The sequence below is a fragment of the Bradyrhizobium sp. USDA 4532 genome, from assembly GCF_024171315.1.
Classification (GTDB): Bacteria; Pseudomonadota; Alphaproteobacteria; order Rhizobiales; family Xanthobacteraceae; genus Bradyrhizobium; species Bradyrhizobium australafricanum.
Genome location: NZ_JALJZN010000001.1, coordinates 8,625,909 through 8,644,128, shown reverse-complemented (window position 1 = coordinate 8,644,128; position 18,220 = coordinate 8,625,909). Strand labels below are relative to the sequence as shown.

At 64.6% G+C, this 18,220-nt stretch carries 16 protein-coding genes; 3 read left to right on the top strand and 13 right to left on the bottom strand.

Annotated features, from left to right (window positions below; translation table 11 throughout):
- Positions 1–3: 3 nt before the first annotated feature.
- The 10 genes from J2R76_RS39885 to J2R76_RS39840 all read right to left on the bottom strand — a co-directional run bounded on the left by J2R76_RS39885 (position 4) and on the right by J2R76_RS39840 (position 7,619).
- Positions 4–459, bottom strand: coding sequence for a hypothetical protein (locus J2R76_RS39885; protein WP_038379117.1), 456 nt, complete (start codon positions 457–459; stop codon positions 4–6).
- Between the two features lie 19 nt (positions 460–478).
- Positions 479–733: a hypothetical protein gene (locus tag J2R76_RS39880; RefSeq protein ID WP_253625922.1), complete on the bottom strand. Its 255-nt coding sequence runs from the start codon at positions 731–733 to the stop codon at positions 479–481.
- Complete coding sequence (gene flgE, locus J2R76_RS39875; RefSeq protein WP_253625921.1) at positions 730–2,019, bottom strand: flagellar hook protein FlgE; 1,290 nt, start codon at positions 2,017–2,019, stop codon at positions 730–732. The genes J2R76_RS39880 and flgE overlap by 4 nt, the downstream gene beginning before the upstream one ends.
- A gap of 19 nt (positions 2,020–2,038) precedes the next feature.
- Positions 2,039–2,698 carry a flagellar hook assembly protein FlgD gene (locus J2R76_RS39870; RefSeq protein ID WP_253625920.1) on the bottom strand — a complete coding sequence of 220 codons (660 nt, stop codon included), beginning with the start codon at positions 2,696–2,698 and terminating at the stop codon, positions 2,039–2,041.
- Positions 2,699–2,935: 237 nt separating this feature from the next.
- Positions 2,936–3,442, bottom strand: coding sequence for a hypothetical protein (locus tag J2R76_RS41180; RefSeq protein WP_375166559.1), 507 nt, complete (start codon positions 3,440–3,442; stop codon positions 2,936–2,938).
- A gap of 103 nt (positions 3,443–3,545) precedes the next feature.
- Entirely contained in the window at positions 3,546–3,989 is a 444-nt protein-coding gene (gene fliS / locus J2R76_RS39860; protein ID WP_253625919.1) for a flagellar export chaperone FliS, read from the bottom strand.
- Positions 3,989–5,686, bottom strand: a complete 1,698-nt coding sequence (fliD, locus tag J2R76_RS39855; protein ID WP_253625918.1) for a flagellar filament capping protein FliD — start codon at positions 5,684–5,686, stop codon at positions 3,989–3,991. The genes fliS and fliD overlap by 1 nt, the downstream gene beginning before the upstream one ends.
- 63 nt (positions 5,687–5,749) lie before the next feature.
- Positions 5,750–6,574: a flagellin gene (locus J2R76_RS39850; RefSeq protein ID WP_028336954.1), complete on the bottom strand. Its 825-nt coding sequence runs from the start codon at positions 6,572–6,574 to the stop codon at positions 5,750–5,752.
- Positions 6,575–6,714: 140 nt separating this feature from the next.
- The gene (locus J2R76_RS39845; RefSeq protein ID WP_253625917.1) at positions 6,715–7,416 is read right to left on the bottom strand and encodes an RNA polymerase sigma factor; all 702 of its coding nucleotides are present in this window, start codon (positions 7,414–7,416) and stop codon (positions 6,715–6,717) included.
- Entirely contained in the window at positions 7,413–7,619 is a 207-nt protein-coding gene (locus J2R76_RS39840; protein ID WP_253625916.1) for a hypothetical protein, read from the bottom strand. The genes J2R76_RS39845 and J2R76_RS39840 overlap by 4 nt, the downstream gene beginning before the upstream one ends.
- A 464-nt stretch (positions 7,620–8,083) precedes the next feature.
- Here J2R76_RS39840 and J2R76_RS39835 point away from each other — a divergent pair, with 464 nt between their 5' ends.
- Genes J2R76_RS39835 through J2R76_RS39825 form a run of 3 tightly spaced genes read left to right on the top strand, consistent with a single transcriptional unit; the run spans position 8,084 to position 12,613 of the window.
- Entirely contained in the window at positions 8,084–10,432 is a 2,349-nt protein-coding gene (locus tag J2R76_RS39835) for a hypothetical protein (protein ID WP_309143563.1), read from the top strand.
- A gap of 58 nt (positions 10,433–10,490) precedes the next feature.
- Complete coding sequence (locus tag J2R76_RS39830) at positions 10,491–11,849, top strand: hypothetical protein (RefSeq protein WP_253625914.1); 1,359 nt, start codon at positions 10,491–10,493, stop codon at positions 11,847–11,849.
- Between the two features lie 38 nt (positions 11,850–11,887).
- The gene (locus J2R76_RS39825; protein WP_253626141.1) at positions 11,888–12,613 is read left to right on the top strand and encodes a formyltransferase family protein; all 726 of its coding nucleotides are present in this window, start codon (positions 11,888–11,890) and stop codon (positions 12,611–12,613) included.
- Positions 12,614–12,622: 9 nt separating this feature from the next.
- Here J2R76_RS39825 and J2R76_RS39820 read toward each other — a convergent pair whose 3' ends face one another.
- The 3 genes from J2R76_RS39820 to J2R76_RS39810 form a co-directional block, all read right to left on the bottom strand.
- On the bottom strand, positions 12,623–12,844 hold the full coding sequence (locus J2R76_RS39820) for a hypothetical protein (RefSeq protein ID WP_057020587.1): 222 nt from the start codon (positions 12,842–12,844) through the stop codon (positions 12,623–12,625).
- A gap of 360 nt (positions 12,845–13,204) precedes the next feature.
- Complete coding sequence (locus J2R76_RS39815) at positions 13,205–14,659, bottom strand: short-chain fatty acid transporter (RefSeq protein WP_253625913.1); 1,455 nt, start codon at positions 14,657–14,659, stop codon at positions 13,205–13,207.
- A gap of 53 nt (positions 14,660–14,712) precedes the next feature.
- Complete coding sequence (locus J2R76_RS39810) at positions 14,713–18,114, bottom strand: molybdopterin-dependent oxidoreductase (protein ID WP_253625912.1); 3,402 nt, start codon at positions 18,112–18,114, stop codon at positions 14,713–14,715.
- Positions 18,115–18,220 lie beyond the last annotated feature (106 nt).

Sequence of the window (18,220 nt, the reverse complement as noted above, 5' to 3'; positions counted from 1 at the left end):
CGATCAGGCCCGCACGTTGGTGCCATAGGACATCGCCGGCGTGACGCGACGACCGCCGGCGCCATAAGGCGATACGTTGGCGATCTGCTCGCGGATCGCCTGCATGATCGCCTCGATCCTACGATTGCTGGCATCGATCGCAGCGCGTAGCCGCATCACATTCTCGTCCATCGCCATGCGCAGCTTCAGGATCCGGTCCATCAGCTGCTCGCGCAGCACGCGGTCCTGGACGTTGAGATTTGCCGTCTTGCCGACCGCTTCCGCCACACACTGCTCGAACAGGGTGGCAAGTCGATGCTTCTCGTCGACCTGCTTCAGCCGCGAGGCCGGCAAGCCCTTGGCGAGCTCGACATTCTCCTCGTTCACGATCGCGATCAGATTGTCGATCAGCGCGATCAACGACCTTGCGCGCTCGTCATTTCCCGCGGGATTGATCTTGATGTTGCGTTCCGGTGTCATGTCATCGCTCCCGTTCAAGCTAGTGTCCGCGACGCAGGGCGCGAACCGATTGTGCGCTGCGCCCGTACGCGGTGATTGCCGTTACCCGGACCGCGGCCCGGTTGAGTTCATGGTCGAGCCGCGCGCATTCGCGCATTAGCTGGTCCTGCAACGTTCCGACATCGTCGAGCAACGCACGAAGCTGCGCGCGATCGTCCGGCCGGACCGCAGCGGCCTTCGCCTTCAGCCGCTGAAGCCTGACCAGCAAGCGGTCATTTTGCTTTTCGGTCATCATCGCGACACCGCCGAGATCAGCGTATCGAACATCTTGTCGACTGTGGTGATCACCTGCGAGGCCGCCGAATAGGCCTGCTGCGCCGAGATCATGTTGGAGAACTGGCCGCTGGTATCGGTAGTGCTCGACTCCAGCTCGCTGCCGTAGATCGTGCCGGCGCCGTTGGTGCCCGAGGTCTGCAGCGTGGCGTTGCCGGAAGCTGCCGTCGCGGAGTACATGCCGTCGCTAGCCGCGCTCAATCCGTTGGGGTCGCTGAAGGTCGCGACCGCAATCTTGTAGATCGCGATCGTCTGCCCGTTGGAGTAGGTGGCGTCGACCACGCCCCCCTTGCCGATCGAAATGCTGCTCAGCTTGCCATAGGGCAGACCGTCCGACGTGATGCTGGTGAGATCGACGGCTGGCGTGGTCTCGCCCGATGAATACTGCGTCAGGCCGTCGGTCTTGCCGGCCGTACCGAGATTGAGCGTGATGGCCGTGCCGTTGGCGGCAGAACTGTCGGCCGCCCCATCCTTCCAACCCGTCACCGAGATGACGGGAGGGCTCGGGCTGGTCGAGGCGAGCGAGCCGTCGCTGTTGAAGGTGATATCCACCGTATCGGTGATCGCGCTGGCACTGTCTGTCGTGGAGTCCGACGCGAGCTTTGGCGTCTCGAAACTGGCCTGCCAGCTGTTGTTGGCGGTCTTTTTCCAGTCGATCTGGATCGTGCTCGCCGTGCCAAGCGAATCGTAGACCGTCATCGAGCTGTTGAAGGTCGCACCGACGGCGGCATCGGCCGGCAGGTTCGCCGCGACCGTGGTTTTGGTGGTGGCGCTGCCGCTGGTGGACGCCACCTGCGTGTTGATAGGTCCGAGGCTCGCGGCAGAGGCATTGCCGACGATGTTGCCGTCAGCGTCGGTGCGCCAGCCCTCGAGGTAATTGCCGTTGTTGACGAGATAGCCCAGATTGTCGGTGGTGAACGCGCCGTTGCGTGTATAGGAGGTGGTGCCGCCGGACGTCGCGTTGGTTGTGACGAAGAAGCCGCTGCCCTGAACCGCGACGTCGGTGGCGTTGGTGGTCGCGGACAGCAAGCCCTGCTGGGTGATGTTGGCGCGGCCGGACACCGTGACGCCGCCGGACGTATATGAGGTGGCGCTGTTCGACGCGGTCACCAGATCCTGGAACATCGCCGACGTGGTTTTGTAGCCCGTGGTATCGGCGTTGGAAATGTTGTCGGAAATCATTGCCAGCGACTGACTCTGCGCGTTGAGCGCCGAGATCGCCGAGGAAAGAGCACCAGTGAGACTCATGATAAAACTCCGGAAGCAATCAGGACGTGACGCCGATGATGTTGGCGGCGCTGACGGGGACGCCGTTCACGAGCAGCGAGGGCGTCGAGCCGGAGGCATCGATGCCGGTCACCGTTCCTGTCATCGTGGTGTAGCTGAGCAGCGAGTTTCCGGCGGAGTCGGTCGCGGTCACCTGAATCGTATACTGGCCGCCGTCCTTGAGCTGGGTCCCGTCGGAGGTCTGGCCGTTCCAGGTGAAGGTGTTGGAGCCGGCGGTTCCGGTCCCCTTGCCGCTCCATACCGTGTTGCCCGAGGAGTCCTGGATCGTGATCGCGACGTTGGACGCAGCCGAGGTGAGCGAGTAGCCGAAGGTCGCCGAGCCGTTGCTCAACTCCGCCGTGTTCGTCTTCGCCTCGACGGTGTGGCCGATATAGTTGACCGAGTTGAGCGTCACGAGGCTCGAGAACGAGCTCGCCAGCGACGTCATGCTGGCGTTGGTCGATTGCTGCTCGGTGAAGTTGGCGTAGGAGGTGAGCTGGTTGATGAAGTCGGTCGTGCTGGTGGCGTTCAGCGGATCCTGGTTTTGCAGCTCGCTGACGAGAAGGTTGAGGAAATCGGTCGAGCTCATCCCCATCGACGCACTCGACGACGAGCTCGACGTGGTGGAAGTTGCAGCAGAGGTTGCCGAGGAAACGGTCATGACAAGGCTCTCTTCGCCGCGGGATGCGCGACGGAACGCGGTGGAACATTGGGGTCGTGATGTCGTTCGCAGATAAAACGGATGACGCGCCGATTTCAGGCGCGGATTCATCCGCCCGGAATCACTTGATGAATCGGCAGAATTTGCCGTGTCCGTTGCGGGCTCATGGCTCGCAGGCGTGCGCAAGCATCTCGCCGCGAAGGCACGCGGACAGCTGCAATGGCAATGCGGAACGTCTTAGAGCGAGAGGCTGATCGGCAGATCCGGCTCGCCGAGCATCAACGCCGGAGGCGTCAATGCGGGCAACAGGCAAAGGGCCAGCAACAGCGCCGGCAGCACCTTGCCTTGCTGTGCGGATCGGCCCGGTGCTTGTGCATCGTTCGGCTGATCGTCAGTCGGGGCCGGCCCCGAAGCGGGCTTCTGGGGCAATTTCGCCGCCGCGGTCACGATGCTGTCGGCAAGACCCTTTGGTGCGCGAACCGGCGGCGCCGCGAGCGCGCGGCGTACCGCACTCGCCTCCTCGTAAAGCGTCCGCGCCTCGGCCGAAGATGCCAGGAGCTGGGCGGCGGCAAGACGTTGATCGTCGGGCCAGCGGGACAGATCCTCCCCCAGCCGATCGATCAGGTCTTCGAATATCGCAACGTCCATCGCGCGCGCAGATCCAGCCTCGTCGCCAAGGCTGTCATAAAGCATTCGCGGGACGGCGGAAATCAATTTCCGCCGCTGCCGCATCAGGTCCAGCATGGTGCTTGCCGCACGGCTATTTTCCCTAACCGGGAGCGCCCGCCCAGGCCCTTGCTGCGCCGGCTAAGCGCCCTCGCCGGGTGATTCGCGGCCCTCTCCGGGCTCAGCGGCCGGCGGCTGATTCGAGCGTCATGTCGAGTGCCCTGGCCTTGGCGGCCTTGCCGGCGGTCGCCTCGACGAACTTCCAGGCGTCGCGCAGTTCCGCCAGGCTCGCGATGATGCGCCGGAAATTCTCCCGGGCCTGCGGCCGGCCATAGGAGCGCAGGCACGCCATGATCAGGGCGTTATAAGTGCGGTAGAGACGATCGGCCATCGCGCCGCCGCGGGTGAAGTCGAGATTGTGGCTCAACCCGCGCAGGATCGCGGTCGCCCGCGTCAGATAGATGTGCCCTTCCTCGAAGCGCTTCGCCTCGTGCGCGTCCAGCGCCTTCTGCAACAGCGTGATCGCGCCGTCGCACAGCATCACGACCGCCTTCAACGGCGGAACCGCCACCGCTGCGGATCGATAGGCATTGTTGGCTTGGTAGGCCGTGGCATTCTGTGTCATCAGTTACTCGATGCTGCGTCTAGGAGTGCTTTCAGGTAGCCCAACGTGTTGTTCGCGCTTTCGATGGCCGCCTGGTAATTGGCGTATTGAACCTGCAGCTGAGCCTTGAACGTCGCCGCATTGCTCTGAATGTCGCTGACCTGGGACTGCAGGTCGGTGTCGCGCGACTGCAAGTTGGTGATCATGGTCTGGAGTTGACCGCTGGTTCCGGAACTGGTGTGCGCGAGCTGGTAGAGCTGCGTCGCCAAACCGGACGACGATGTCACCGTGATCGACTGCGAGGTCGAGCCCGTATAGGTGAAGGCCATACCGGCGTAGATCGTTCCTGAATTGCCGATGATGGTGTTGCCGACCGCCGAAAAGCCGGAGCTGTCGCCGCCGACCGAGGCTCCGGTCAGCGTACCGGTGGAGTCCACCGTGAGGTCGAGCGTGAAGGATTGCGGCGACGTGCCGGTATTGACCACACTGAGCTGGCTGGACGAAGTGGCGGTCTGCGCCGACAGCAGCTGGGTGACGCCGGCGAGATTTTGCGTCAGCACCGTCGACAGCGTTCCGGTATCGAGCTGGAGCTCGTTGTTCTCATTGAAGGACAGGCCGAGATCGGCCATCGTCATGCCGCCGACCGTCCCGCTGAGCACCTGCTGCAGCTGGGTCATGAGATCGCGCATCGTGCTGTCGCCGAACAGCACCGCGCTCGACGCGGCCGTGCCGTCGGAATTCTGCGCCGACTGCGCGATCACCTGGTCGCGAAATGCGTTGTAGTTGGTGACGAAGGTCTGCAGCGCTGACGTGATCTGGCTGGTGTCGGTCTCGATGCTGATGTTGAGGCTGGTGCCGCTCGGCGTCGGCTGCAGCAGGTCGAACGTGACACCGGACAGGACGTCGGAAATGTCGTTGGTGTTACGCGTGAGCGCGATGCCGTCGAGGGTGAATTCCGCGGACTGCGACTTCTGCAGCACGTCAGTGAACGCCCCGGACGTGTCGGTGACGCCGAGCTTGTTCAGGATGTCATCGCCCGACGTCGACGAATAGGCGATGTCAGCGGCGTCCTGCGTCCCCGTCAGCACCATCTCGTAGGACCCGCTCGACACCTGGACGATGGAGGCCTGGACATTGGTGGTCGAGGTCTGGGCGTTGATGGTGTCGACGATATCCTGCATCGACATGCCGCTGGTGATCGAGATCGCCGTGCCGGTGCCGCCGGACAGGCCGAGCGAGAAAGTGCCGGAGAGGCCCAGCGCCATCGAGCTGCTCGACTGCGAGGAGCCGATCACCTTCTGCGCGGTCGCGAGCTGGGTGATCTGAAGCGTGTGATCGCCGGTCGCCGAGCCGCTGTTGACGCTCATGTTCAGTGCCGACGAGGCGCTGACGTCACCGGTGGACGAGATCGTCGCCGCCCGGGTGGCGAACGCGTTGGTGGCGATCGAATTGATGATCGAGGTGCTGAGCGACGACAACCCGGTTGCCAGCGTCGACAGCTCGGTCTGCAGCGATTGATAGGCCGTGATCTTGGCCTGGTTCGCGGTGATCGTCGTGGTGATCGAGGTCGCCGCTGCGAGCTTGGCATTGACCTCGGCCTCGATCAGGGCATCCCAATCGATGCTGGTCGAATTGGTCGTGCCGGTCGTTGTCACCGTGCTGGCAGAACTGGTCGACGTCGTGTTTGATGTGCTCGAGGTGGCGCTGCTAACCGTCATGTCGACACTTCCGCCGCGATAGGAACCGGGCCGGCATCATGCCGGCCCGATCGATCTTTCGAATTAGCCGAGCAGCTTCAGCAGGTACTGCGGCATCTGGTTCGCCGCGGTTTCAGCGGAGACCGCGGCCTGGGTCTTCACCTCGGCCGAGGACAGTGTCGCCTGCTCGGAGGCGATATCGACGTCTTTGATCGCCGAGTTGGCCGACTGCAGGTTCTGGGTCTGGGTCGAGATCGAGTCGGCGCTGAAGTTGAAGCGGGATTCCTGAGCACCGATCTCGGCGCGTGCGGACGAAACCTTGTCGATCGCGGTGTCGAGAGCCGTCATCGCGCTGGTGGCGCTCGACAGGCTGGACACATCGAGCGACGTCACGGACAGCGACGAGGCCGTGAGGCTCGTCAGCGTGATCGTGATGGTGTCGGCCGAGGTCGAACCGACCAGCACCGAGACGCCCGAGGAGAACACGCTCGAACCGTCGAGCAAGCTCTGGCTGCTGTAGCGGGTTCCGCTGGCGATCGAGTCGATTTCGCCCTTGAGCTGCGTGAATTCCGAGTTGATGTAGGCGCGGCTGGAATCGGCCACGGTGCCCGAGGCGGACTCGGAAGCCAGCGACTTCATGCGGGCCAGGATGTCCGAGATGTTGGAGGCGCCGCCGTCGGCGGTCTGCAGGATCGAAGTCGCCTGCGCCGCGTTGGTGGCGGCCTGCTGCAGCGTCGTGATGTCGGAGGAGATGCGGGTCGAGATCGCAAGGCCCGCCGCGTCGTCGGAGGCCGAGGTGATGCGCGAGCCGCTCGACAGCTTCGACAGCGCGCTGGTTTCCTGCTGCGAGTTGATGTTGAGGTAACGGACCGCGGAGTTCGCGGCGGTGTTGGTGGAGATTGCCGGCATGAGTAGCTCCTGTGCTGATGGGGCATGGCATGCCGCATCGTGAAAAAGAGAGGTGACGCGGATCCAGCCCCCGTCCGCCCGATCAAACGGGCCGGCCGCCGGTGGTCAGGCGCAAAATCTTCAGAAGCTGGAATTTATGGTTACCAGTCGGTAAAAGCGCCGCGCAGGTCGCGCTCGTGCCGCTTCAGCATCTCGCGCAGCTGCTGCCGTCCTCGCTTCAACAGCGACTCCACCGCGGCCACGGTCGTGTCCATGACCTCGGCGATCTCGCCGTTGCTCATGTTCTCGTGATACGACAGGATCACTGCGACGCGCTGCTGCTCGGGCAGGCGCTGCATCGCGACCTCCAGCAGATTGCCGATCTCGTTGCGCTCGATCACGGCGGAGGCATCGAGCTGGGTGTCTGCGACCTCGGGCACGACATCGACATTCTCGGTGCGCGGCTTGCGGCGCAGATCGATGCAGCGGTTGCTGACGACGCGATAGAGCCAGGTCGAGAACTTGGCGCGGCCATGCTGCCAGCGGCCGCGATGCGTCCACACTTTCAGCATCGTGTCCTGCACGACATCCTCGGCGTCGGCGGCGTTGCCGACGATACGCAGCGCGATCGCGTAGGCGCGATCGACGTGGCGTTCGACCAGAGCACGAAACGCCGTTTCGTCGCCGGCGGCGAGGCGGTCGAGCAATTCCTTGTCTTCGTCGTGGATCTCGGCGGTGTCGAGCGGGCCCGCATCGGCAACGGTGGGCACGTTGCTCCACGGCGCAGCCGCTTCGGCCGGTGCAACCGCGGCCGGCGTGGCCTCCACTTCGGCCGGTGCCCTCATATCAAGCGCGTAACTCATCCGCCGCTCTCCAACCAACGCCGCTGGCACACATTCCATGCGGCTTCTGAGCGTTGAACGGAGAGGGTCAGCAAACCAGGCGAACTTTTTTTGTTATTTTTCAAATGCTTAGCCGGATGTTTTTGCCGACCGCCCGGCAAAAGCTGCCGCTGCGCGTAGGCGCAGGGAAAAATGCGACGGAGTTTGGAGCAGTCGTTCAGCATCGCCTCGCATTTCCGCGGAAGAGATCGTCGCGTCGGAAAACGCTGTTGTCACACCAACTAACGCCACGCGAACCCATGCATGCGCCGAGCATGCGAGTGACTCACCGCCGTTGGTCGCCATCTTGCATTCGACGATTGCGACTAGGCAATTTTTTCCGAATCACTGTTTCGACGTTATCGGATTTTTTGAATCTGTCAGTCGCGAAGCGCGCGTTTTCGAATCCCGCATCAACTTTTTTGAACTGTCGCGCCTGATTTGGCTCACGCGCGCGTTCAACGCATGAGGACTGGCGGGAATTTTGCGCATGACGATCATGACGATCGACGCGACGCGTCGAGCGCAGAATGTTTCTGCATGTTCATTCGATGTTTTCGATACATTTCTGTTGCGCGCCTGCACGACGCCGGATGGCGTATTTGAAAGGGTTTTTCAGCGTTGCTGCATTGCTGAAAATTTTCCGAACATGTCCGCCAGTTTCGTTCAGCATCGAATCCAGGCGGAGGCGCGAGCGCGCAAGGTATCGCAAGAGCGCCGCGGCTCAACTGAAGTGCGCATCGCCGACATCTACAAATACTTTCCGTTCAGGCTGTTCGGCCTGACCCGCGATGCGCTGCACGATCTCGCGCAGATCGAGTTCGACACCGAACTGGAGCTCTGCCGCGTCAATCCCGAAATGCTCGAGCAATATCTGGACATGAAGCGCGGCGGCTTTCGCGTCGGCTTCATTTCCGACACCTACTGGAGCACCGACCAACTCGCGCAGCTGCTGCGTTCCTGCAGTCCCGGGCTGAGCTGGGATTTCCTTTATGCGTCCTGCGATCACGGCAGCAGCAAGAGCGAGGCTCTGTTTGAGGCCTATCTCGCCGAGCAAGGCATCGACGCGGCAAGCTCGTTCCATGTCGGCGACAACCACACCGCCGATATCAAGGGCGCGCGCCGTCACGGCATCCGTCCGCGCTACTACCCGCAGGCCGGCGCGGCGCTGGCTTCCAAGTTTCAACGCGAGACATCGATCTTTGAATTGCTGTGCCCCGATCAGCCGTCGCGGCTCGACTGCGGCGCCCGCACGCTGCGGCGCGCGGTGACGGCGAAGAGCGCGGAGCATTCTCCCGCCTTCAACCTCGGCGTGACCGTGCTCGGCCCCGTGATGGCGGCGTTCGACGCATTCATTTCTGCGCGGCGCAGCACGCTTGCTCGCGAGGGCGCGCGCGTTGCGGTCGGATTCCTCGGCCGCGACGGCCTGCTGCCGCATCGCGTCTGGCAGGCAAACCACGGCGAGACCGGCGCCTATATCGAGATCAATCGTCGCGTCAGCCTGGTCGGGTCTGCCGATACGCTCGAACCACTCTGTGAGCTGCTGGGCCGGGTCGTCAAGATCGACGCGGCGACCTTTATCGACATCGTCAAGGTGCAGCCGCCCGCCGTGATGAAGTTCTTCGCGCAGTATCCCGACGGCATTGCCAGCGGCCGCGAACTCGCCGACGCCCTGCCCGATCTGATGGACCCGCGCGAGATCACCGATATCGCTGCCGGTGTCCGGACCCGTTTGCTGACCTATCTTCGCGCGCATATCCGGGATTTCGATGGCTGCACCGATCTGATCCTGGTCGACCTCGGCTATTCCGCAAGCGTGCAGAAGTCGTTGCGGCGAATTTTCGATCGCGAGGGCATCCGCATCCGCCTGCACGGCGCCTATCTGCTGACGCTTGACGATGCCTTCGACGGCATCTCCGATGACGACACCGCGGAGGGCCTGGTCTCTGATCGCGTCGTCACGCCGCACGTCAAGCGCATGCTGATCCGCAACGTCGCCTTGCTGGAGCAGCTGTGCTGTTCGACCGAAGGATCGGCGCGGGACTATCGCGACGATGAGGTATTGCGCGAGGGTGATCAGCGCCCGGCCGCCCAGCTGGCGCTGGCGACCGAGGTGCAATCCGGAACGCTGGCCTATGTTTCGCGCGCCCGCGAGCTGGCACCACGCTACGGATTGCAGCCCGATGCCGCCCCCGCGGTCGCGGCGCGCTGGACCGCCGCCGTGCTCGGCCGCCTCCTGCTGCTGCCGGACGATGATGAGCTCGCGCTGCTCGGCGGCATCAAGCATGACGTTAATCTCGGCACCCCGGCGCTGGCGCCATTGCTCGATGCCGACTTCGTCAATGATAGCATCATCGCCCGCGGCCTCATGACCGCCTGCACGGCTCCGGCGCCCCCGATGTGGCTGGCGGGCAGCTTTGCCGCCCTGTCGCCGTCGCATGCCTATCTCTACACGCTGTTCGGCGCCAGTCGCCTGCCCGCGAATGTGTTCGGCGAAGCACTGTGCGGGACGCTGCAGGTCGGTCTGTTCGAGCGGAACGGCCAGGCGTCGCTAGAGGCGATCAGCGTCTATCACAGCGGGCTCGGCGATCTTCGCCTGCGGATCCCGCTGTCGCGCCGGATGGCAATCGCGACTATCGTGCTGCCGCTGGCCAAGCTCACCCGCGACGGGATGCTCCACGGCATCACGGTCCAATATGGCGAGAGCGCCGCGAAAGCCGCCGAGGGTTCGAACGTGACAGCGATCGCCGAGGGACGGCTCATCGATGTCGGCCTCGAACGGCGCGGCCGTCACTTCCGCGCCACCAGTGACGACGGCATGCTGCTCATCCCCGTCGACGGCTTCGAAGACGACGTCGCCATCTACACGGTCGCGCTGACTGCCCTCGACCATGACCGCATCCTTGCGGTCGCGGACCGCGACGGCAACGGCGCCGCTTCGGCCACACTGACCTGGCGCAGCGCCAGAGGCATGCCGACAACGAACAACGACAGCTGATTTGTCCGCCTGATCCGGCCGCCCCGCACGTAGAAGGTTAACGAGGGGTAGTGCGGGCATGATGTCTGTTGACACGGCGCAAGCGGACGGCTTGCAGACGAATTTCGACCAATTGCTGGCGGCGAACGGCATCCGGATGAGCGCGGCGCAGCGCCGGCGGCTCGCATGGTTGTCGGAGCGGCTCGGACCCGCGGTCGTCCATCAGGCCGGCTCGGCGCCGGCGAGGGACCATGGCGTCATCATCCTCGTCGAGCCGCCGAGCGGCCCCGCCGCCGAGATGCTTTACCGGTCGCTTCGCACCGACTGCGCGGTCGTCGTCCCCTTCGGCGAGAATCCCGCCTTCGACTTCCTGAAATCCAAGTTGACCGACTTCGGAACGATCGGGCCGAGCTTCGATGGCCCGCATGAGATGTGGTGGGGCGGCCTCAATTGGCGCCCGATCGCGCCCGAGCAAGGCTCAAGGTCCGAGGCATCGCTGCGCGTGGTCTCCTGCTATCCCCGCGCTTGCGGCGACGACCATGCCCGCGCTCTCCGCGACAAGCTGGCCGAATTTCGGATCCCCTGCGATATCGCACCGATCGACACCGCAGACGGCGAGCACATGCGCGCAGCCGAGAAATCCGCCTTCTTGCTGCGGATGTGGGAGCAGCATCGCGAGCCGCTGCTGTTCATCGAGGCCGACGCAGTCCTCAGCGAGCCGCCAATGCTGCCGTCGTCCCTCGCATGCGACATCGCGCTTCACAAATGGAACCGGTGGGAAATGTCGGCGCGCACCCTCTATCTCGCCCGTTCGCCCGCCGCCGAAGCGGTGCTGCGCAACTGGCATCACATCGCGAGCGCCTATCCCGCGGTCTGGGAAGGCTATCTGCTCGACCAGGCCTGGCGCCTGACATCGTCACAGATGGCGCTCGACACCGTCTGGCTGCCGCGCTCATATCACGCTCCGGCCGAAGACGCCGGCACGCCCCGCCACACCACGGTCGTTCACAACCTGCCCACCGACAGCAGCGATCTTGGACCGGACGCCGAATTCGGCGTCGCGATGCGGGCCGCGCGGCGCGCCGGCCGCAGCGGCGGCCGTGACGCTATGATCGTGATCCGGTCGCAGGCGGCCTCGAATAATGCGATCACCGTGATCATGCGCGATATCGCGACCAGCGACGCGCGCGAAATGGCTGCCAGCATCGAGGCGGTCACCGGCGCGTTCGCAGCCGATTGCGGCGGGTTCGGCCGGCTCGAGCTCGCACTCTGCCCCTGGCAGGACGATATCCGCGCGGCGAAATCGGCCGCGAAAAGCGCGAACAACCGCATCATCGAGATCGCGCCGTGGCAGACGCTGCCGGCCGACCTGTTCCGCACCGTGGGTCAATCCCGCGATGCCGGCAGCATCGTCGTGATGGCCGGGCAGCGCGGCTGATGAACGCCGGAAAGACAGAGCAAGGGAAGGACATCGACATCATGAAGACAATCATCCTTCTTACCGGTGTCGCCAACCAGCAATTCGCGCTTACCGAGCTGCTGAAGGCGCACAATCCGGCGCTGTCGTTCCGCTGCACGGTGACCGCCGAGGAGCTCGCGGCGATCGAGCCGGAGGTCTTGCACGAGGCGCGGCTGCTGGCCTTCACCACCAGCGTCATCGTGCCGGAGCACATTCTGGCGGCGCTGGGCCATGGCGCCTACAATTTCCATCCCGGCCCGCCGCAATATCCCGGCTGGGCGCCGGCGCATTTCGCGCTCTATGACGGTGCCCGCACCTTCGGCGCGACGGCCCATGTGATGGCCGCGCGCGTCGATTCCGGCCCGATCGTCGGGGTCGAGTCCTTCATCATTCCCGACAAGATCAGCGTGCGCGGTCTCGAACAGATCGCCTATGTGCGGCTTGCCCATCTGTTCTGGCGGATGTCACGCGATCTCGCCTGCGATCCGACGCCGTTGGCGGAATTGGAGATCGCCTGGTGCGGAATCAAGAGCACGCGGCGGATGTACCGCGAGATGTGCGAGCTTCCCGCCGGCATCAGCGCCGGCGAGCTGGCGCGCAGGATCCGCGCCTTCCACGACGACTTTCGCGACATCCCGCTGACCTGCTCGCTGCACGGCATCCGCTTCCAGCTAGCAACGACTGCCACGCAGGTGCCCGAGCCGCCGCAGGTGGTCTCGCCGCCGCTCGCCGCGGCCTCCTGAGAAACGGCCTCAACCGCGCGTCGCACGGCCCCGGACCTCGCGGTGCCGCTGCAAATGCGCCCTCACCGCGCGCTCCGCGGCGCGCGCGGAGCCGAAATAGCCACCGTCGAGGCCGTCAAAGGCGCGATCCGAGGAGAAGAAGCAGAAGCCACGGTTGTCGCTGACGACGATACCAGCGGTCCGATCCGATACTTCGATGACATAGGCTTGAGACATTTGGGCTTGGGACATGCGTGTTCGATCGCCGGACGACGGCGCTCCTGTCTGATTGTCGGGTGCTTGACTTGTTGGAGCGATCAACAACAGACGCCGGTCGCCGCCGAGACGCAGCGATGCTGCATGCGGTTTCGCATGTCGCACATCAAGCTGCGGTGGTCGTGTCTCATTGCGGCGGCCTTGAACAACGCGGGGTATCGCGCAGCAATATCCGGCCGAACCGCGCGGCGGTCAATGAAATGGCTGACCAAAGATAAGAGTCCGGCGCGACGCCTCATTCGCGGCCAGCGGAAAAACAGCACAGTTTTGGTGGTGACGGTCGTGGAGCGCTGAATTGGCCGGGCACCGTGCATCCCGGTGCCCGGCCAAGGTCGCTCAGGGCAGGATCGGCGGGTGATAGGTGAAGGTCGCCATCAGGATGGCCGCCAACAGCATCACGATCGGGAAATGGATGAAGAACTGCACCGAGGTGTAGCCGATCAGATCCTTCGACTTCAGGCCGAGGATGCCGAGCAGCGGCAGCATCCAGAACGGGTTGATGAAGTTCGGCAGCGTCTCGGCGATGTTGTAGACCATCACGGTCCAGCCGAGATGCGCGCCGATGTCGTTGGCCGCCTTCATGATGTATGGCGCCTCGATGATCCACTTTCCGCCGGCCGACGGCACGAAGAAGCCGAGCAGCGCCGAATAGATTCCGACCAGGAACGAAAACACGGTGGAATTGCTGGAGGCACCGACGAACCAGTGTGCGATCGTGTCCGACAGCGTCGTGCCGCTGCTGTTCGGGACCTTGGTCAGGATCTGCGCAATGCCGGCGTAGAACGGAAACTGCAACAGCACGCCGGAGACACTCGGCATCGCCTTCGAGAACGACTCGATGAGGCTGCGCGGTCGCCAGTGCAGCACGATGCCGAGGATGAGAAAGACGAAATTATAGGTGTTGAGGCCCGACAGCGTGATCAACGGATTGCCCGACTGGAATGTCTGCCACAACCAGCCGGCGGCAAGCACGGCGATCAGGATCGTCAGCAGCGGGCTGAACTCGAGCCAGTCGCCCGGACGCGCCGGCTTCCTGGCCTCGATGCGATCATCGCCGAGCGCTACGCCGAGGTCTTCTGCCGTCCTGGCCTGATCGGGCGCCGGCATCGTGAAATAGCAGATCGCCGCGGACACGACGGTCACCATCACGACGGTGACCATATTCTGCCAAGTCAAGATGGTTTCGGAGAAACCGATCACGCCGGTGATCGGCAGGAGCGACGCCGGAATGCTGCTGGCATTGGCCTGCAGCTGCGCGGCCGAGGAGGTGATGCCGAGGGTGAAGCCGCAGCCGAGCCCGAGATAGCCGGCGGCGCCGGCCGCCCGGTAGTCGAGCCTGATGTCGGTGCGCCGTGCGATCTCGCGCACCAGAAGGCCGGAGAAGATCAGGCTCAGGCCCCAGTTCAGCAGCGACAGGAAGATGCTGAGCACACCGACAAAGACCACGGCGCCGCGCCCGGTCTTCGGCACGCTGGCGAGCCGCGCCAGCACGGCCGCCACCGGCGGCGACATCGCCACGACATAGCCGCCGATCGCGACCAGCGCCATCTGCATCGTGAAGGGAATCAGGTTCCAGAACCCGTCACCAAACGCGCGGCTGACGGCGAGCGGCGAACCGCCATGCAGGATCGCGCCGATTGCGACCGCAATCACCGCGATCAGGACGAAGACGTAGGCATCCGGAAACCAGCGCTCCGCGAATGCCACCAGGGCTTGCGAAAATCGCGCGATGACGTTGTCCGCGACAGGTTTTCGTAAGCTCACGGTTTGATCGTGCGTTGCATTCGTCATCAATCTGATCCCCTTCCGGTAATTCGGTTACTGCCTTCAATCGGGTTTCGTCATCAAAGCGCGAGCGTGAGATCGGTCAGCGGCACGGCCTGGCAGGCAAGGCACTGTCCCTCACTGCCATCGACAGCGCCGAGATGGGTGAACTCGCCATCGACGACCTGAACCGCGCAGCTTTCGCATTGCCCGACACGGCAGCCGCTCGGCAGCGCGACGCCCGCCGCACCCGCCGCATCAAGCAGCGTCCCCTGCTCCGGCCCCCAGGAAAAACTCTGCTTGCTGCCCGCAAGCCGGACGGTGCGCGGCGCAAGATTGCTCGGTACCGACGGCGGCGACACGAAGCTTTCGGCGAAAATGTCGAAGCGCGGCACGCCAAGCGCCGTCACGGCCTCGATCTGTGCCGCAACGAATTCCGGCGAGCCGCAGATGTAGACCAGCGGCCGGCGCGGCAACAGCGGCTTGACCTGTCCGAGATCAACCCTCCCCTTGCGCAACGCATGCGAGTCGATCGGGTCCTGCGCGAACTGCGCGGAATAGAACGTCACACGCTTCAGCCCCGGAATACCGGCTTCCAGCTCCGCAAGCCGCTCGGCAAACGGATGCTCCCGACTGCTGCGGCAGCCGTGGAGCAGCAGGATTTCGCCAACGCGATCTCGTGGTGCGATCCGTTGCAGCGTTTCGAGATGGCTGATGAACGGCGTGATGCCGATGCCGGCGGCGAGGAAGATCAGCGGCCGCTGCCCCTTCAATGGCGGCGTGAAGATGCCGCCCGGCGGCTCCAGCACGATCTCGTCTCCGACGGCAAGACGGTGCAGACGATCCGGCATGAAGAACGGCGCATCGCCACTCGGCGCCTCATTGAAGAAGCGCCCCTTCACCGCTATCGAGAGCACATCCGGCCGATCGCCCGATCCGGTCAGCGAATAGGCCCGTGCCTGCGTTGCGCCGGGCAGCGAGACCATCACGTGCTGGCCCGGCAGGAAGTCGGGCAGCGGACCATCGTCAAGCGGCAGCAGGTTGAGCGCGATGACATTATCCGCCTCGGCGCGACGCGCGCCGACCGTGAAACGCCGCTGACCGCTCCACAGGCCGCGACTGGCGACGCCGTCGCGCCTGATATCGCAGACGATCGCGCGCAGCGGGACGGAGCCGCTGACCGGATCGCGCGCATCGTCATGCAGCACGGCGTTGATGTTGCGGGTGTGGATGCCTGCCGTCGCGGAACGCTCGCGGCCGAGCGGCGGACAGTCTTCCCACCAGCCGAATTCGGCGACGACGACGCGATCGTCGAGCGCCGCATTGATGCGTACCTTCAGGCGCACGGCACCGCCATGCGTCTCCACCACGGCCCAGTCGCCTTCGGCAAGGCCACGCCGCTTGGCGAGCTGCGGATTGATCTCGACGGCCGGATCGGGCGACTTGCGCCGCAGCGAGGCGACGTGCCGATAAGAGGAGTGAACGAACCAGCCGCTCTTGGCGGTGGAAAGCACGAGCGGAAAGCGTGCGTCCGGCGCTGCCGCGAGCGGGCTGCCGACCGGCTCGACGTGGTCGGGCAAGGGATCATACCCGTGCCCCAGCATCAGCTCGGAATAAAGCTCGACGCGGCGCGTCGGCGTTGAGAATCCGGCAACCGTTCGGTTCTCGCGCGCCACGGCGTATTTTTCGTCGCGGAAGACTTGCGGGAAACGGCGTCCTTCCGGATGGTCGCGCAGATCCTCGACACCGATGCCGAGCGGCGCCAGCTGATAGTTCCACCCGGCCTTGATGTCGCCGCCGAAGAACAAGTCGCCCATCCCGAGCTTGAGCGCGAGCGCGGCGGCGATCTCGTAATCGGCCTTCACCTCACCGACCGGCTCGACCATGCGCGGGCGAAACTGCACGGTCTCGACAGCTTCCTGCGTGATCTCAAATCCGATCTTGAGCGCATCGCGCTCCCACGGCGTGCTGGCCGGCAGCACGAAATCGGCGCTCTCCGCGGTCGGGTTCATGAACATGTCGATATGAACCTGGAATTCCAGCGCGTTGAGCGCGGCGCGGTTGCGCTCGGAATGGCCCTGCGAGACGACGAAGTTGGTGCCGAAGGCGACCAGCGCGCGCACCCGGTAGGGCTCGCCGTCAAGCACGGCCCGGCTGAAGTCGCGCGCCGTGATCCAGCCCTTGGCCGGCGGGCCGAGCGGCAGCTCAGTAATGCCCAGCGCCTTAGCCTGCTGCTCCGGCGACAGAATGTTGTAGTCGTTGAGGGCACGGGTCGGCGGCGGCACCGGCCAGCGATTGCCGCCGGGCCGATCGCAAGCGCCGGTCAGCGCATACAACGTTGCAATCGTGCGCTCGATCGCGGTCGCGTTGGTGTGCTGGCCGACGCCGGTCCAGGAATGGTAGGCGAGCCGCGGCCGGCGAGCGAGCAGCGTGTTGAACGCGTCGACGTCCTCGACAGGAAGCCAGGTCAGCTCCGCGACGCGCGCCGGCGTGTATGGCGCAGCTCGCTCGACGAGCAGTTCGAACGCGGTAGCCGCCGCTATCAGCCGGCCGTCGCGTGTGCGGACCTGCAGCGCGCCACGCAGCTGGCCACAGCTCTCCGGCGCGTAGCGGGTGTCGCAAGGCACGGGCGCGCCCGACGCATCGAGACGAACGAAAGCCTCCGGCGCGCCATCCGGCCACAATGCGTCGGCGCGCAGGAAGCGTCCCGTCGCACGATCGACCAGCAGCGATCCATTGGTCCATGCGTTGACGAAATCCGCATCGAAGCCGCCGGTCGCGATGAGGTGACGGATCGCCCCCATCGCGAGCGCGCCATCGGCGCCCGGGCGAATGCGCAGCCACAGATCGGCCTGCTGCCCCGAGCCGTTCGGCTTGGGATCGATCACCACGACCTTGGCGCCGCGCCGCCGCGCATCGGCGATCCGCGTTGCCTGGGCAAGCCAGGTCCGCGCCGGATTGTGGCCCCACAGGATAATCGCATCGGCATTGTCGTAATCGGGAAAGCCGATGCCGCGGCCGAAGGTCAGCGCGTGCGCATAGTCCTTGTGCCAGCCGCAGATCTCGACCGCATAGATCAGATTGGGGCTGCCGAAGCCGCGGATGAAGCGCTCGACCCACTCGAAACTGTCGACCATCGGCGTGCCGCTCGGCGTGGTAACGCCGAACGCCACCGCTTCGGCGCCGCTCTCGGCGCGGATCGCACCGAGCTTCTCGGCGATCTCGGTCAACGCCTCGTCCCACGACACCTCGACCCAGCCCGGATCGGCAGCACCGCGCGGCTGGGTCCGCTTGAGCGGGACGGTCAGCCGGCGCGGGCTGGCGACGATTTCTGGGGCCGCGCGGCCCTTGGCGCATAGGGCGCCGCCGGTCGGGTGGTTATTTAATACCTCTACACCGACAAGACGCCCATCCTCGACTACGGTGACGGCACCGCAGCGCGAGCGACAAAGCGTGCAATAGCCGGGTAGCCGCTGTTTCACCGCCGTCTCACTATCCGATCGCCCTTGGACGCATTTTTGTAATGCGTTACACATTTACGTCATACGCTACCGGCGGCGTCAAGGCTAAGTAATAATCAGCGACGAA